The organism is Tsukamurella hominis (genome assembly GCF_965137015.1).
GTDB classification, from domain to species: Bacteria; Actinomycetota; Actinomycetes; order Mycobacteriales; family Mycobacteriaceae; genus Tsukamurella; species Tsukamurella hominis.
In genome coordinates, this window is the sequence record NZ_CBCRZG010000033.1 from 1 (window position 1) to 14,106 (window position 14,106).

16 protein-coding genes are annotated in these 14,106 nt (G+C 73.5%); 3 read left to right on the plus strand and 13 right to left on the minus strand.

All coding sequences use genetic code 11. From position 1 onward, the window contains the following. From ACM9LD_RS23730 to ftsH, 7 genes are all read right to left on the minus strand, one after another. Positions 1-685: DUF6779 domain-containing protein (locus ACM9LD_RS23730; RefSeq protein ID WP_415678979.1), on the minus strand; the 685-nt coding region annotated here is incomplete at its 3' end. Between the two features lie 114 nt (positions 686-799). Continuing rightward, positions 800-1,327 carry a DUF3180 domain-containing protein gene (locus ACM9LD_RS23735; RefSeq protein ID WP_415678980.1) on the minus strand — a complete coding sequence of 176 codons (528 nt, stop codon included), beginning with the start codon at positions 1,325-1,327 and terminating at the stop codon, positions 800-802. Continuing rightward, entirely contained in the window at positions 1,324-1,812 is a 489-nt protein-coding gene (folK, locus tag ACM9LD_RS23740; protein WP_415678981.1) for a 2-amino-4-hydroxy-6-hydroxymethyldihydropteridine diphosphokinase, read from the minus strand. The genes ACM9LD_RS23735 and folK overlap by 4 nt, the downstream gene beginning before the upstream one ends. Further along, positions 1,809-2,189, minus strand: a complete 381-nt coding sequence (gene folB / locus ACM9LD_RS23745; RefSeq protein ID WP_415679008.1) for a dihydroneopterin aldolase — start codon at positions 2,187-2,189, stop codon at positions 1,809-1,811. Before folB ends, folK begins: the two co-directional genes overlap by 4 nt. A gap of 1 nt (position 2,190) precedes the next feature. Then, positions 2,191-3,000, minus strand: coding sequence for a dihydropteroate synthase (gene folP, locus ACM9LD_RS23750; protein ID WP_415679009.1), 810 nt, complete (start codon positions 2,998-3,000; stop codon positions 2,191-2,193). A gap of 26 nt (positions 3,001-3,026) precedes the next feature. After that, positions 3,027-3,623, minus strand: a complete 597-nt coding sequence (folE, locus tag ACM9LD_RS23755) for a GTP cyclohydrolase I FolE (protein WP_415678982.1) — start codon at positions 3,621-3,623, stop codon at positions 3,027-3,029. Further along, positions 3,623-6,058 (minus strand): ATP-dependent zinc metalloprotease FtsH, encoded by a 2,436-nt coding sequence (gene ftsH / locus ACM9LD_RS23760; protein ID WP_415678983.1) that lies wholly within the window; start codon positions 6,056-6,058, stop codon positions 3,623-3,625. The genes folE and ftsH overlap by 1 nt, the downstream gene beginning before the upstream one ends. A gap of 159 nt (positions 6,059-6,217) precedes the next feature. Here ftsH and ACM9LD_RS23765 point away from each other — a divergent pair, with 159 nt between their 5' ends. Both ACM9LD_RS23765 and ACM9LD_RS23770 read left to right on the plus strand, forming a co-directional pair. Beyond that, positions 6,218-6,718 carry a DUF2628 domain-containing protein gene (locus tag ACM9LD_RS23765; RefSeq protein ID WP_415678984.1) on the plus strand — a complete coding sequence of 167 codons (501 nt, stop codon included), beginning with the start codon at positions 6,218-6,220 and terminating at the stop codon, positions 6,716-6,718. Between the two features lie 230 nt (positions 6,719-6,948). Then, a complete protein-coding gene (locus ACM9LD_RS23770; RefSeq protein ID WP_415678985.1) occupies positions 6,949-7,509 on the plus strand; it encodes a LysR family transcriptional regulator in 561 nt (186 codons plus the stop codon). A 22-nt stretch (positions 7,510-7,531) separates the two neighbouring features. Here ACM9LD_RS23770 and ACM9LD_RS23775 read toward each other — a convergent pair whose 3' ends face one another. From ACM9LD_RS23775 to dacB, 5 genes are read right to left on the minus strand one after another with little or no spacing between them, the layout of a single operon-like run. Then, complete coding sequence (locus ACM9LD_RS23775) at positions 7,532-8,842, minus strand: amidase (RefSeq protein ID WP_415678986.1); 1,311 nt, start codon at positions 8,840-8,842, stop codon at positions 7,532-7,534. Next, positions 8,839-9,405, minus strand: coding sequence for a hypoxanthine phosphoribosyltransferase (hpt, locus tag ACM9LD_RS23780; RefSeq protein WP_415679010.1), 567 nt, complete (start codon positions 9,403-9,405; stop codon positions 8,839-8,841). The genes ACM9LD_RS23775 and hpt overlap by 4 nt, the downstream gene beginning before the upstream one ends. After that, on the minus strand, positions 9,402-10,358 hold the full coding sequence (gene tilS, locus ACM9LD_RS23785) for a tRNA lysidine(34) synthetase TilS (protein WP_415678987.1): 957 nt from the start codon (positions 10,356-10,358) through the stop codon (positions 9,402-9,404). The genes hpt and tilS overlap by 4 nt, the downstream gene beginning before the upstream one ends. After that, positions 10,337-11,368 (minus strand): zinc-dependent metalloprotease, encoded by a 1,032-nt coding sequence (locus ACM9LD_RS23790; RefSeq protein WP_415678988.1) that lies wholly within the window; start codon positions 11,366-11,368, stop codon positions 10,337-10,339. Before ACM9LD_RS23790 ends, tilS begins: the two co-directional genes overlap by 22 nt. Before the next feature lie 5 nt (positions 11,369-11,373). After that, entirely contained in the window at positions 11,374-12,744 is a 1,371-nt protein-coding gene (gene dacB, locus ACM9LD_RS23795; protein WP_415678989.1) for a D-alanyl-D-alanine carboxypeptidase/D-alanyl-D-alanine endopeptidase, read from the minus strand. A 107-nt stretch (positions 12,745-12,851) separates the two neighbouring features. Between dacB and ACM9LD_RS23800 the strand changes: the two genes are divergently transcribed. Continuing rightward, complete coding sequence (locus ACM9LD_RS23800; RefSeq protein ID WP_415678990.1) at positions 12,852-13,355, plus strand: inorganic diphosphatase; 504 nt, start codon at positions 12,852-12,854, stop codon at positions 13,353-13,355. Between the two features lie 64 nt (positions 13,356-13,419). Here ACM9LD_RS23800 and ACM9LD_RS23805 read toward each other — a convergent pair whose 3' ends face one another. Then, positions 13,420-14,094 carry a hypothetical protein gene (locus tag ACM9LD_RS23805; RefSeq protein WP_415678991.1) on the minus strand — a complete coding sequence of 225 codons (675 nt, stop codon included), beginning with the start codon at positions 14,092-14,094 and terminating at the stop codon, positions 13,420-13,422. Positions 14,095-14,106 lie beyond the last annotated feature (12 nt).

Genomic DNA, 14,106 nt, shown 5'->3' on the forward strand with positions numbered 1-14,106 from the left:
GCTCGTCGGTGACCACGTGGAACACGGTGGTCGGCGACTCCTCCTGCGGCCGGTCCGCGGCGGGATTGCTCACCGGGCCGGACGGCACCGTCGGACCCGCGGGGCCGGGCGGGACGGGGGCCGCGGGCACGTCGGTCACGGTCGCCTCGTCGATCGGCTCGCCCGCGACGGACGCCGCGCCGTAGTAGTCGTCGACGGCGGTGTCGGGCTCGGGCACGCCCGCGAAGTCCTGCTGGGCGCGGAACCGGTCGTCGTCCTCGAAGACGGACTTGGCCCGCTGGGCCGCGAGGGCCCGCTGCTCCGCCGCGGCGTACAGCTCGGTGTACGAGGGGCCGAGGTCGCGGCCGAGCAGCTCCTCGAGGTTGGCGCGCAGCGCCAGCACCTCGGCCTTGAGGGCGGTCAGCTCCTCGTTGGACTCGCCGGACAGCTCGGCGCGGATGTCGCGCTCGACCTGCAGCTCGTACTCGCGGCGCGCGCTGATCTCCCGCTCCAGCTGCAGCCCGTAGACGGTCTTGAGTCCGCTCTCCTTCGACTCGGCGGCGCGCAGGTCGCGCGAGTAGCGCGCGATGAGGAAGGCGGCGATGACGAGGCCCCATACCAGCAGGATCAGCGAGACCAGGCCCCAGCGGCGGTCGTCCGAGAACACCCACATCCCCGTGCCCACGACGGCCAGGAGGATCACCACGCCGAGCATCCACTGCCCCGCACCCGAGGAACGTCGCGGGACACGCTTTCGTGAACTCGGGATCGGCGGTTGCGTCATATCCGCGACCTTACCTTTTACCTGAGGTCGGATTCCTCAGGCTGGCGATGTGTCGGCGGGCTGGTCGTCCGGATCGTCGGGCGTGCGGCAGCACCGCTCCAGCCACAGCGCGGCGGCCAGGAGCAGCACGGCCCCGGCGGCGCCGATCCACGCGCCCGGCCGGTCCGCGTGGGTGGCGGTCAGGCTCGCCCCCTCGGTGAGGAGGAAGACGAGCATGCCGCCGAAGAAGCCCAGGGCCACGGCCCCGAGGTACGCGGACGCCTTGGCCAGCGCGACCGCGCGGGCGACGGCGATCGGGTGGATCCGCCCGGGACCCCAGCCGACCTCGCCGCGGCTCAGCCGCGAGCGCACGAGCTGCGCGATGTACAGGTCCGCCGCGGCCACGCCGTACAGCAGCGCGCCCGCCCAGACGGGGACGACCGGCACCACGTTGCGCACCAGCAGGTACGAGCCCAGGCCCACGCCCAGCACGATGACCAGCAGCTCGACCCAGCCGGTCGAACGGACGGTGGGGCCGCCCGGCTCCTCGGGATCCCGGTTCGGGTCCTTCGACGGTCCGCTCACAGGCGCGTCACCTCCGCGGTCTCGTCGGCGGGGAGGGCCCGCAGCAGGTCGTCGACGGTGCCGTGCCCGGGCAGCTGCGCGTCCGGATCGGCGTCCCGCCAGGGGATGAGGACGAAGGCGCGCTCGTGCGCGCGGGGGTGGGGCAGGGTCAGCTCGGGGTCGTCGGAGAGCACCGGCTCGTCGCCCTCCCACACCGCGATGACGTCGACGTCGAGGGTGCGCGGCCCCCAGCGGACCTCGCGGACGCGCTGCGCGGCGGCCTCCCGCTCGCGGGCGAAGGCCAGCCAGCCGGCGGCGTCGCGCGCGGGATCGTCGACGAGGACGGTCGCGTTGACGAAGTCGTCCTGCTCGACGCCGCCCCACGGCGGGGTGCGGTACAGCGCCGAGGCGCGGACCAGGGCGGGGCCGAGGGCGTCGATCGCGGCGCGGACGGCCACGTCGGCGGCGCCGAGGTTGGCGCCCAGCGAGAGGACGGCGCGGCTCACTGCACGCTCCGCGCGCCGGAGCGCGACCGTCGGGCGACGACGGCCACGTCGGCGAAAGACAAGGGTATCGGGGCCGACGGCTTGTGCACCGTGACCTCGACGGCGTAGACCTTCTCGTCGACCGCGATGTCGTCGGCGATCTCCGCGGCGACGGTCTCGATGAGGTTGCGCGGCTCCCCCGCGACGATGTCGTGGGCGCGCTGCGCGAGCGCCCCGTAGTCGACGGTGTCGTTCAGGTCGTCGGACGCCGCTGCGGGCCGCGAGTCGACCCACAGCACCAGGTCGACGATGAACTCCTGCCCGTCGCGCCGCTCGTGCTCGAAGACGCCGTGATTGCCCCGCACCCGCAGGCCGGTGAGCTCGATCCGGTCCGCCATCTCAGGCACCGCCTTTCGTCCAGGCCTCGGTCACGGCGATGGCGTCGGCCGTCGACCGCACGTCGTGCACGCGCACGCCCCACACCCCGGCCTGCGCGGCGAGGGCGGAGACCGCGGCGGTGGCGACCTCGCGGCCCGCGGGCTCGCGGCCGCCGAGCAGCTCGCCGAGGAAGCGCTTGCGGGAAGCCCCGACGAGGACCCGGAATCCGGTGTCCTGCAATGTCGGCAGGCCCCGCAGCAGCTCCCAGTTGTGGGCCGCGTTCTTCGCGAAGCCGAGGCCGGGGTCCAGCACGATCCGCTCGGGGGCGATGCCCGCGGCGATCGCGGCGTCGGCCTGGTGCAACAACTCGTCACGCACCTCGGCGACGACGTCGTCGTACTCGGTGATCTCGTGGTGGATGCCGGCCCACACCGGTCCGGGCGCGCCCGGCGAGGGCCGCCAGTGCATGAGGATCCAGGGCGCGTCCGAGTCGGCGACGACGCGCGTCATGTCCGGGTCGGCACGGCCGCCGGAGACGTCGTTGACGATCGCGGCGCCCGCGTCGAGCGCGGCGGCGGCCACGGAGGCGCGCATGGTGTCGACGGAGACGGCGATGCCCTCCGCGGCGAGCGCCGAGATCACGGGCACCACGCGGTCGCGTTCCAGCTCGGCCGGCACGCGGTGCGCGCCGGGCCGGGTCGACTCCCCGCCCACGTCGACGACGGCGGCACCGTCGGCCACGAGTTCCCGCGCCCGCGCGACGGCGGCGCCGGGATCGAGGTAGCGGCCACCGTCGGAGAAGGAGTCGGCGGTGACGTTGACGACGCCCATGATGAGCGTGCGGCTCGGCTGCTCCGTCACCGGCGCAGGATCAGTTCGAGCGCCTCGGCGCGCGAGGTCGCACTGTCCTTGAACGCGCCGCGCACCGCCGAGGTGGTGGTGCTCGCGCCGGGCTTGCGGATGCCGCGCATGGCCATGCAGAGGTGCTCGGCCTCGATCACCACGATCACGCCGCGCGGGTCGAGCTTGCGGACCAGCGCGTCGGCGATCTGTGCGGTGAGCCGCTCCTGCACCTGCGGCCGCTTGGCGTACAGGTCCACGAGGCGGGCCAGCTTGCTCAGGCCCGTGACCCGGCCGCTGGTGCCGGGCAGGTAGCCCACGTGCGCGACGCCGTGGAAGGAGACCAAGTGGTGCTCGCAGGTCGAGTACATCGGGATGTCCTTGACCAGCACCAGCTCGTCGTGGTCCTCGCCGAACGTGGTGTTGAGCACCTCGTCCGGGTCGGTGTGCAGCCCGCCGAAGACCTCCTTGAAGGCCTTCGCGACCCGCTCGGGGGTGTTCTGCAGGCCCTCGCGGTCAGGGTCCTCGCCGACGGCGATCAGCAACTCGCGGACCGCGGCGACGGCGCGCTCGTGGTCGAACGGGGCCACGGCGGCCCCGCTGTCCTTGCCCATCAGCTCTCGCTCGATCGGTCCGGGCCGGACTGCTCCCCGCCCTGCCGACCGTCCTCGCCCGGGGCCTGCCCCTGGGGCTGCTGGCCCTGCGGCGACTGCCCCTGCGGGGGCCACCCGGGCGCCGACCAGCCCGCGGGCGCGCCGTAGTCGGGGCGGCTGCCCTGCTGCGGCGGCTGCTGGCCGTACTGGCCACCCTGCGGCTGGCCGTAGCCGGGCGCCGGGTACTGCGGGCCGGGGTAGGCCTGCTGGCCGCCCCACTGGTAGCCGGGCTGGCCGTAGGCGGGCTGGGGCTGGCCCTGCTGGCCGTAGCCCGACGGTGCGCCGGGCGCGGGCCAGGGCTGTCCGGCCGGCGCGGGCACGCCCCACTGGCCGTTCTGCCCGGCGTGGCCGTTCGGCGCGGGCTGGGCGGCGGCGAGGGCCGCGGCCTTCTCCTGCTCGGCCTTGCGACGCTCGGCCTCCTCGTCGACGGGCGGCCACGGCTCGCCCTTCTCGATCGCGATCTCCTTGGGCGTCTTGATCGGGGGCTTGGTCGACGGGACGCGGCCACCGAAGTCGTCGAACTGCGTGATCACGGGCCGCTTCTCGACGGACGCGAAGATCCGCTCGAGATCCTTGCGGACCAGCGTCTCCTTCTCCAGCAGCTCGCCGGCGAGCACGTCGAGGACGTCGCGGTACTCGGTGAGGATCGCCCAGGCCTCGGTGTGCGCGGCCTCGATGAGCGAGCGCACCTCCTCGTCGATCTGCGCGGCCACGGCGTCGGAGTACTGCGCGCCGCCGCCGAACCCGCGGCCCATGAACGGATCGCCCTCGTCCTGCCCGTACTTCACGGCGCCCAGGCGGGCGCTCATGCCGTACTCGGTCACCATCGCGCGGGCGATCTTCGTGGCCTGGTCGATGTCGCTCGACGCGCCCGTGGTGGGCTCGGCGAAGACCAGCTCCTCCGCGGCGCGGCCGCCCATGGCGAAGATCAGCCGGCCGATCATCTCGTTGCGGGTGTACATGCCCTTGTCGTTCTCGGGCACGGCCAGCGCGTGGCCGCCGGTGCGGCCGCGGGCGAGGATGGTCACCTTGTACACCGGGTCCAGGCTCTTCGTGGCCCACGCGGCCAGGGTGTGCCCGCCCTCGTGGTACGCGGTGACCTTCTTCTCGTGCTCGCTGATGATGCGGTTCTTGCGGCGCGGGCCGCCCACCACGCGGTCCACGGCCTCCTCGAGCGTGGGCGCCGTGATGACGGAGCCGTTCTCGCGGGCCGTGAGCAGCGCCGCCTCGTTGACCACGTTGGCCAGGTCGGCGCCGGACATGCCCGGGGTGCGCTTGGCCAGGCCGTCGAGATCGGCGTCGGGGGCCAGCGGCTTGCCCTGGGCGTGCACGCGGAGGATCGCCTTGCGGCCCGCGATGTCCGGGTTCGTCACGGGGATCTGCCGGTCGAAGCGGCCGGGGCGCAGCAGCGCCGGATCCAGGATGTCGGGCCGGTTGGTGGCCGCGATGAGGATGATGCCCTGGCGGTCGCCGAAGCCGTCCATCTCGACCAGCAGCTGGTTGAGCGTCTGCTCGCGCTCGTCGTGGCCGCCGCCCATGCCGGCGCCGCGCTGGCGGCCGACGGCGTCGATCTCGTCGACGAAGATGATGCAGGGGCTGTTCTCCTTGGCCTGCTCGAACAGGTCGCGCACGCGGGACGCGCCCACGCCGACGAACATCTCGACGAAGTCCGAGCCGGAGATCGTGAAGAAGGGCACGCCGGCCTCGCCCGCGACGGCGCGCGCGAGCAGCGTCTTGCCGGTGCCGGGCGGGCCGTAGAGCAGCACGCCCTTCGGGATCTTCGCGCCCAGGGCCTGGTAGCGGGCCGGGTTCTGCAGGAAGTCCTTGATCTCGTACAGCTCCTCGACCGCCTCGTCCGCGCCGGCGACGTCGGCGAAGGTGGTCTTGGGCATGTCCTTCGTGAGCTGCTTGGCCTTGCTCTTGCCGAAGCCCATGACGCCGCCGCGGCCGCCGCCCTGCATGCGGTTCATGAGGAAGAAGAACAGGCCGACCAGCAGGAGGATCGGGAGCAGCGTGAACAGCAGCATCGAGATCCACGGCGATTCCTGCGTCACGTTCGTGGTGTACGTGACGGGCTTGCCGTCGGGGTTCTGCGCGTCCTGCACGAGGCCGAGGATGTCGCGGGAGGTGCCCGCAGGGTACTTCGCGAAGACCTTCGTCGAGCCGTCCGTGCCGTTCTCGCCGTCGACGGCCTTCGCGAGCGTCACGCGCAGCGTCTGCTCGCGGTCGTCGATCTGGACGTCGGTGACGTTCTTGGCCTCGAGCTGCTGCACGACCAGCGAGGTGGACGCGGGCTTGTAGTCGCGGTTGCTGCCGCCGACCATGGTGAACGCCCAGACCAGCAGCACGAACCCGGCGATGATCGCCAGCGTGCGGATGAGTGATTTCCGTTTCATATGGCTTCGCCTCGCGGCTCGTCAGTCCTTCTTCTTCCGGCGCGCGGCGGGCCGCGCTGGGTCGACTTCCCAGGCTACCGTGCAGCGCCGCGACCGGGCCGGTCGCGTGGGTGCGCCCTGAGCGAACAACGTCCGTTTCGCGAAGTTTAAGCTGCTCCGGTGACCGACAACAGCGCACCGCCCCCGTACCCGTCCGGCCCGCAGGACCCCTACGGCCAGCAGCATCCCTACCCCGGTAGCCCGGTGCCCGGCGCCGTCGACGTGCCGGAGCGCTGGCGCAGCCGCTTCGAGTTCTTCGGCCGGTACGGGCAGCCGGCGTCGTCGCCCGAGGCGGCCGTCGCGTTCAAGCAGCTCTCCTTCGGACAGCGCTTCCGCCTGGGCTTCAACGGCCCGGCGTTCTTCTTCGGCCCGGTCTACTACGCGATCAAGGGCCCGTGGCGGAAGGGCCTGAGTCTGTTCGGCATCGCCGTGGCGATCAGCCTCGTCATCGGCCTGGTCGAGACCGCATTCGACTTCACTTTCCCCAGCGTCTCCTACGCCGTGGTGATCGGCCTGCTCTACTCGAGCGTCGCGAACTGGGCCTACTTCCTGCACGTCACCCGCGGCAGCACCAGCTGGAACCCCTTCGAGGGCACGCCGCTGTTCCGCAAGCGCTCCTGACCGGCCCTCCCATGGCGGGCTCCTGACCGCCGGGCGGGTCGACAGCGCGCGACGCCGCAGGCGCCTCGTAGCCCGATACCGTTCACTCCCGTCCATACAGAAACTGAATACCCGCAGGTCGGAGCGCCACCGCACCTCCCACCAGCGACTATTCATTTTCTGTATGGCGCGCCGCGCAGCAACACCCGAGTCTTCCGCGTCACTCGTCCGTGTCGCATAGAGTCGCGCGCATGTCTGAGATCGACCAGTTCCGGCTGGTTCTCGCCGTCGCACGCAGCGGAAGTATCAGCGAGGTCGCGCAGCTGACGGGGCTGTCGCAGCCCACCGTCACCCGGGCCGTGAGGGCGACGGAACGGCTCGTCGGATTCCCCCTGTTCCACCGCACACCGGACGGGACCCGCCCCACCGGCGACGCCGCCAAGGCGTTCCGGCGGATCGAAAGCATCCTCGAGAACTACGACGCCCTCGCCTCCCTCGACGACTCCCCTGTCACCGTCCTGCGGTTCGCGTACCGCGAGGGCGAGCTCCCCACGATCCTCGACAGCGCGATGGCGCACTGGAACCGCGAGAAGATGCTGCCCGCGAAGCTGATCGAATGCGTGGACCCTGTTGCAGAGCTGCAGGCCGGCGGCGCCGAGTTCGCGGTCGCGCCCTACTCGGGGACGCCGTTCCCCGACGGGTTCGACCACCGGCCGCTGCGGATCATCCGCACCGCGCGACTCGACCTGGTCTACGCCGCCGCGCCGACCGGTCCGATCGACGAGTTCCTGCAGGCGCTCGCCCTCGCGTGACGGGCCCGGCGGCGCCCCGCCCTCAGACCTCGATCTTGGCGGCCAGCGCGAGCAGATCCGCCTCGCCGCCGGGGCGGGCGACGAGCTGTACGCCCTCGCCGAGGAAGGGCACGGTCATCGCCGGCCAGCCGACGAGGTTCCACAGCGGCGGGTAAGGCGCATAGGCGAGGCTCGGGATCGCGCTCGCGGCCCAGGGCAGCTCGGCGTACCGGCGGGCGGGCGCAGGCCGGCGGGCCAGCGCGGGGGTGACGAGCACGTCGACGCCCTCGGCGGCGAAGAACCGCTCCAGCGCGCTCTCCAGGCGGGCCGCGTCGGCGGGCCGCACCAGGCCGCGGCGCGCGACGGCGCGGCCGAGCGCGGCGTGCCGCCGGGTGCGGGCCTGCAGGAGCAGCGGGTTCGCGCCGCGGGCGACGATGTCGTCGGCGTCGGTCGCCGCGGCCTCCGCCCACCGGGCGAGCAGTGGGAGCGGCGAGGCCGGGTACGGCACCTTCACGTCGCGGACCGCGTGCCCGCGCTCGGCGAGCCGGTCCGCGGCGCCGCGCACGGCCCGCGTGATCGCGCGGGAGGTGAACGTCAGGGCCGTGGGCCGGTTGAGGCCGAGGCCGACGCGGAGGCCGGCACCGTCGCCGATCGTCGCGAGCTCGGGGCGCTCGGCGAGCACGGAGAGGCCCAGGGCCGCGTCCTCGACGGTCCGCGTCATCGGCCCGTTCTCGGACATGCCGAACCAGTTCGTGGGCCCGAGCTGCGCGGGCACGACGCCGCGGCCGGGCTTGATCGCGACGATCCCGGTGCACGCGGCGGGGCCGCGCAGCGAGCCGAGGCCGTCGTTGCCGTGCGCGAGCGCGACGTGCCCCGCGGCCACGACGGCGGCGCTGCCGCCGGAGCTGCCGCCCGCGGTGCGGCCGGGCCGGTGCGGGTTGCCGACGACCTCGCGGGCGTCGTCCGTCATGGCCCACAGGCAGAGCTCGGGGACGCGCGTCAGGCCGACCACGACGGCGCCGGCGGCGCGCAGCCGCTTCACCACGGGGTGGTCGGCCTGCTCGATCGGCAGGCCCGCGCCGCAGGCCTCGGAGACGCCGTCGAGCATCCGGTGGCCGGAGACGGCGACGTTGTCCTTGATCGCGATGGGTACGCCGGCGAGCGGCAGCGAGTACCGATCGGGCCGCGTGTCGACCGCGGCGGCCTCGGCGAGCGCCTGCTCGGGGCGCAGCACGCGCCAGCCGTGCACGGCGTCGTCACCGATGCGGGCCAGCGCCTGACGGGTGGCGTCGACGGCGGTGAGCCTGCCCGATCGCACCCGCTCCGCAGTGGCCGCAGCGGTGAGCAGGGTCATTCGCTGTAGACCTTGGGCTCCAGCACGCCGATGTACGGCATATCGCGGTAGCGCTCGGCGTAGTCCAGGCCGTAGCCCACGACGAACTCGTTCGGGATGTCGAAGCCGACCCACTTCACGTCGACCTCGACGCGGACCGCATCGGGCTTGCGCAGCAGCGTGACCACCTCGAGCGAGTTGGGCTGGCGGGTCGCGAGGTTGCGCAGCAGCCAGCTCAGGGTGAGGCCGGAGTCGATGATGTCCTCGACTATGAGCACGTCGCGGCCGGCGATGTCGCGGTCCAGATCCTTGAGGATCCGCACCACGCCCGAGCTCGACGTCGACGAGCCGTAGCTGGAGACGGCCATGAACTCGAGCTGGGTGGGGACGGGCAGCGCCCGGGCCAGGTCGGTCACGAACATCACCGCGCCCTTGAGCACGGTGATCAGCAGGAGGTCGGTCTCCCGTTCGCCGTACTCCTGCGCGATCTGCGCCGCGAGCTCCGCGGTCCGCTGCTTGATCTGCTCCTCCGAGAGGACCACCGAGGCGATGTCTCCCGCGTACAACTCACCAGTGCCGTTCACCACGCTCTCAGAATGCCACCTGTCCGGTGCACTTGCAGCCGCCGCCCCGCACTTCCGCCCGGGATCGCGGTCGGGCCCTGCCCGCGCCAGTCGGTGACGAGGGCGTCGACCGCCGCGAGGTGGGCGGCCGTGAGGGCGCGCGCGCCGCACCCGGCGAGCCAGGTCCGCAGCGCCCGGATCCGCAGGGCCGCAGGCAATCCCGAGATCTCATCCACCGCCAGCTCGGGGCCCGACGGGGCCGGGGCGAGCGCGTCGAGCGCGTCGTTGTCGGCACGGAGCGAGGCGGCGGTGCGGGCGAGGGACTCGGCCACGCCCCCGCCGAGCACGTCCTCGAGGAGCGGCAGCACCTCGGTGCGGACGCGGACGCGGGTGTACCTCGGGTCGAGGTTGTGCGGGTCCTCCCACGGGGTCAGCCCGAGCTCCGCGCAGGCGGCCCGGGTGTCGGCGCGGCGCACGCCCAGCAGCGGGCGCCCGTACGGCGCGGCCCATGCCGCCATCCCGGCGAGCGAGCGCGCCCCGCTGCCCCGGCCGAGCCCCAGCAGCACCGTCTCCGCCTGATCGTCGAGGGTGTGGCCGAGCAGCACCGGGGCGCCGTCGCGAGCGGCGTCGAGGGCGGCGTAGCGGGCTGCGCGGGCCGCGGCCTCGGGACCGCCGGCACCGTCGACCACGACGGGCAGGACGTCGGCCCGGCGCGCCCCGAGGTCGCGGGCGGTCGCGGCGGCGGTCGCGGCCACGGCGGCGGCCCCCTCCTGCAGTCCGTGGTCGACGACGAGCGCGGTCACGTCGAGGCCCTCGGCGAGCGCCCCGGTGAGCAGCGCGAGGGAGTCGGCGCCGCCCGAGAGGGCGACGGCCACCGTCGGGCCCGATCCGTGGGCGGCGTGCCAGGCCCGGACCGCGTGCCGCACGCGCAGCGCCGCCGGCCCGGGGCGGTTCACAGGACCCGGGCGATCCATCGCCGCGGCTCGTCGAGCTCGTCGGGCAGCGGCAGCGTCTCGGGGCCGGTCCACACGCGGTTGAACCGCTCCATACCGACCGCGGCGACCACGGCGTCCACGAATTTCTTGCCCCGCACGTACTGCGCGATCTTCGCGTCCATGCCCATCAGGGCGCGCAGCAAGCGCTGGAACGGGTTCGACGGTGCCGCCCGCCGCCGGTCGAAGGCCGCGCGGATGGTCGCGACGGTGGGGATCACGTCGGGCCCGGCGGCGTCCATGACGTGATCGGCGTGCCCCTCGAGCAGGGTGCCGAGCATGAGCAGCCGCTCCACCGCGGCGAACTGTTCGGGCGGGGCGGCGATCTCGAGCACGCCGATGATGCCGCTGTGCCGGCCGTCCCCCGACAGGGCCCGCCGGGTGCGGGCCAGGAGGTCGCCGACGGAACCCGCCCCACCGGCTCCGGCGAGCGCGGAGACGTTCTCCCGCATGTAGTCCCGCAGCCACGGGTTGGCGGCGAACTGGACCCGGTGGGTGACCTCGTGCAGGCACACCCACATGCGGAAGTCCTCGGGCCGCAGCCGCAGCGCCCGCTCGACGGCGAGTACGTTCGGAACCACGAGCAGCAGCTCGCCGCCGTCGACGCCGAACGGGTCGTACTGGCCCAGAACGGATCCGGAGACCATGCCGAGCATCGCCCCGGCCTGCACGCCGGCGAGTCGAGCGCCGAGGCCGGGGTGCCCCGCGTCGTCCGGCTCGATCAGCGCCTCCATGGACCGGGCGGACGCGGAGACCCACTCGCGGCGGTCCACGGTGCGCGCCGGCGGCACGGTCCCCGGGGTGACGAGGCCCGTGACGCGCCGGACGTGCTCCTCCGCGGCGACGGCGTCCGCGAGCAGTTCGTCGGCGGCGCGTCGCCGGGTGTAGGCGGTGGTGGCGGGGCCGTCCCCGAGGACGCGGGCGACGCGGCGGCCGGACGCGGCGGCGACCGCCCAGTCCACCTGCGCGCGTACCGTCCTCGGCTCGTCCATGGCGATCAGCGGCACCCGCAGCCGCGGAGCGCGGCGGTCACGGCGTCCATGGCGGGCCGAGCCACGTCGACCGGCGTGCCGGAGGACATGAGCGTGAAGGTGAGTACGGCACCGTCGCGCCCGGGGACGTAGCCCGCGAGCGTGGAGACGCCCGAGAGGCTCCCCGTCTTGGCGCGGACGTAGCCGGCGCCGGGGCGGTTGACGGTGGTGTACCGGTCGGCGAGGGTGCCGGTGGCGGCGGCGACGGGCAGCAGGTCCAGCAGGGGGCGAAGCTGCGGCTTGCCGGCGCCGGCCGCGGCGGTGACGATGCCGTCGAGCACCGTCGCGGGGATGCGGTTGGCGTTGGACAGGCCGCTGGTGTCGGAGAGCTCGACGCCGGTGAGGTCGAAGCCGGCGTTCCGGAGCGCGCCGGTGACCGCGCGGGCTGCGCCGTCGAAGGAGGCGGGCTGGTTCGTGGCGAGCGCGACCTCGCGGCCGATGGACTCGGCGAGCACGTTGTCGGAGTGCACCAGCGCGTCGTGCAGGCGGGTGCTGAGCGGGGCGCTGCGGACGGCGGCGAGCTGCGCGGCGCCCTGGGGCGCGGTGCCCTCCGCGACGGCGGTCGGCGGCAGGCCGAGCGCGGCGGCGAGGGCGCGGCCGGCGGTCAGCGCGGGGTCGGTGACGCGGGGCGAGTAGTCCTCGGCGGGCCGGATGCGGCCGGAGTCGGCGATGAGCGACTGCAGCGGGGTGATGTCACCGCCCGCGATGTCGGCGCGCTCCCAGCCCCGGGCGAAGTCGGCGCCGGTGAACAGCGAGGTGTCGACGACGACCTTGGTGACCGTGGTGCCCGCGCGGCGCAGCTGCGCGGCGAGGTCGGCGATCTTCGGCGCGTCCGTGAAGAGCGACGGTCCGCCCGCGCGCAGCGTCGGATCGCCCGCGCCGACGAGGACGACCTCGCCGGGGACCGGGCCCGCGACCACGGTGGTGGTGATCCGCTTGTCGGCGGGCAGGGTGAGCAGCGCGGCGGCGGCGGTGAGCACCTTGGTGGTCGACGCCGGGGTGCGCGGGCGCGTGGCGTCGCGCTGCCAGAGCACCTGCCCGGTGCCGGCGTCGGCGATGACGCCGGTGAAGTCGCCCAGGTCGGGATTGCGCAGGGCCGCCTCGATCTGGGTGCTGATCCCTGCGGCGCTGGGGGCGACGGTGCCCGCGACCTGCGCGATCGCGGGCCGGTACGGCTGTTCGACGGGGCGCTGGGGCACGGTGTCGGCCACCGCCTGCCGGTCCCGGTAGACGCCGTAGCCCAGGGTGGCCGCGACGGCGCCGCCGACGACGAGCGCCAGCACGACCACGGTGATCGCGAGGCGCAGGAGGGTCCGTCGAATCCGCGAGCGTCGCACCGCACCACCCTAACGGCAGCCCGGAACCGGGAGCGGAGTGAGCGGGTCGGACCGGGTTCGCAAAGGGTATCCTCGGCGTGCATGGTTGACGCGAGCGAAGGGAAACAATGAGCGTCGAATTCGAGGTCACCGTCGAGATCGCCAAGGGCTCGCGGAACAAGTACGAGGTGGATCACAAGACCGGCCGCCTCAAGCTGGACCGCTACCTGTACACGTCGTTCGGCTACCCCACCGACTACGGCTACATCGAGGACACCCTGGGTGAGGACGGCGATCCGCTGGACGCGCTCGTGCTGCTGCAGGAGTCGGTGATCCCCGGATCGCTCGTCGACTGCCGCGCCATCGGCATGTTCAAGATGGAGGACGAGAAGGGCGGCGACGACAAGGTGCTCGTCGTGCCCGCCGGCGATCCCCGCTGGGACTCGGTCCAGGACATCGGCGACATCGACAAGTTCGAGCTGGACGCCATCGAGCACTTCTTCGTCCACTACAAGGACCTCGAGCCCGGCAAGTTCGTCAAGGGCTCGTCGTGGGTGGGCAAGAAGGAGGCCGAGGAGGAGATCGCCCGGTCGATCGCCCGCGCGGAGACCGCCGGGTCCGACGCGCACTGACGCTCACGGGATACGCGAAGCGGCGGCGAGGGATTCCTCGCCGCCGCTCTCGTGTGTTCGTGCGCTACAGCTTTCCGGCGACGCGCTGGACGATCTCCTCGAAGCCCACCTGGTCGATCTTCCCGTCGGCGCCCGGGTTGGCGGTGACCATCGCGACCACGCCGCCCTTGCTGAAGTAGGCGGTGCGGGCACCGGCGGACTGCCCGCCGATCGTGCGGGTCATCTCGAGCACGAAGCCCTTCCCGCCGACGTTCGCAGGCAGATCCTTGCGGACGGCGGTCTGGGTGAGCGCATCCCCGTACTTGACGGTCGCGCACTCCCCGGTGCCGGCGGCCTCGAACACGTCCAGTCGCGCGGAGCCCGGCAGCAGCGTCACGCCGTAGACGGCGGCCTTGTCCTTCGCGATGCTCTGCTGGACGCCGAACTTGATCGTCTCCACGACCTCCTGCTGCGCGGCGACGTTCTTGTCCTTGCAGCCCGCGGGCGTGATCTGCGCCGCCTGCACCTGGCCGACGGAGTTCATCGCGCCCTGGAAGGCGTCGTCGGGAGCCACGGTGGTCAGCGTCAGCCCTGCGGGCAGGTCGGCCTGGGCGAGCGCCTTGGACGGCACGTCGACGTCCGGAGCGGCGGACGACGGTGCCGCCGCTTCGTCGCCCCCGCCGCAGCCGGCGAGCAGCAGGCCCGACGCGGCGAGCGCCGCGAGGATGCCGGGGGAACGGGTCGGGTCACTGCGGCGCAACGGCTTTCTCCT

Bases quoted from the DNA above. Each gene is read 5' to 3' on its own strand.
- ACM9LD_RS23800 (WP_415678990.1), top strand. From the start codon at position 12,852: ATGAGCGTCGAATTCGAGGTCACCGTCGAGATCGCCAAGGGCTCGCGG.
- folB (WP_415679008.1), bottom strand. From the start codon at position 2,189: ATGGCGGACCGGATCGAGCTCACCGGCCTGCGGGTGCGGGGCAATCAC.
- folP (WP_415679009.1), bottom strand. From the start codon at position 3,000: ATGGGCGTCGTCAACGTCACCGCCGACTCCTTCTCCGACGGTGGCCGC.
- ACM9LD_RS23790 (WP_415678988.1), bottom strand. From the start codon at position 11,368: ATGGACGAGCCGAGGACGGTACGCGCGCAGGTGGACTGGGCGGTCGCC.
- ACM9LD_RS23770 (WP_415678985.1), top strand. From the start codon at position 6,949: ATGTCTGAGATCGACCAGTTCCGGCTGGTTCTCGCCGTCGCACGCAGC.
- tilS (WP_415678987.1), bottom strand. From the start codon at position 10,358: ATGGATCGCCCGGGTCCTGTGAACCGCCCCGGGCCGGCGGCGCTGCGC.
- folE (WP_415678982.1), bottom strand. From the start codon at position 3,623: ATGGGCAAGGACAGCGGGGCCGCCGTGGCCCCGTTCGACCACGAGCGC.
- ACM9LD_RS23775 (WP_415678986.1), bottom strand. From the start codon at position 8,842: ATGACCCTGCTCACCGCTGCGGCCACTGCGGAGCGGGTGCGATCGGGC.
- ftsH (WP_415678983.1), bottom strand. From the start codon at position 6,058: ATGAAACGGAAATCACTCATCCGCACGCTGGCGATCATCGCCGGGTTC.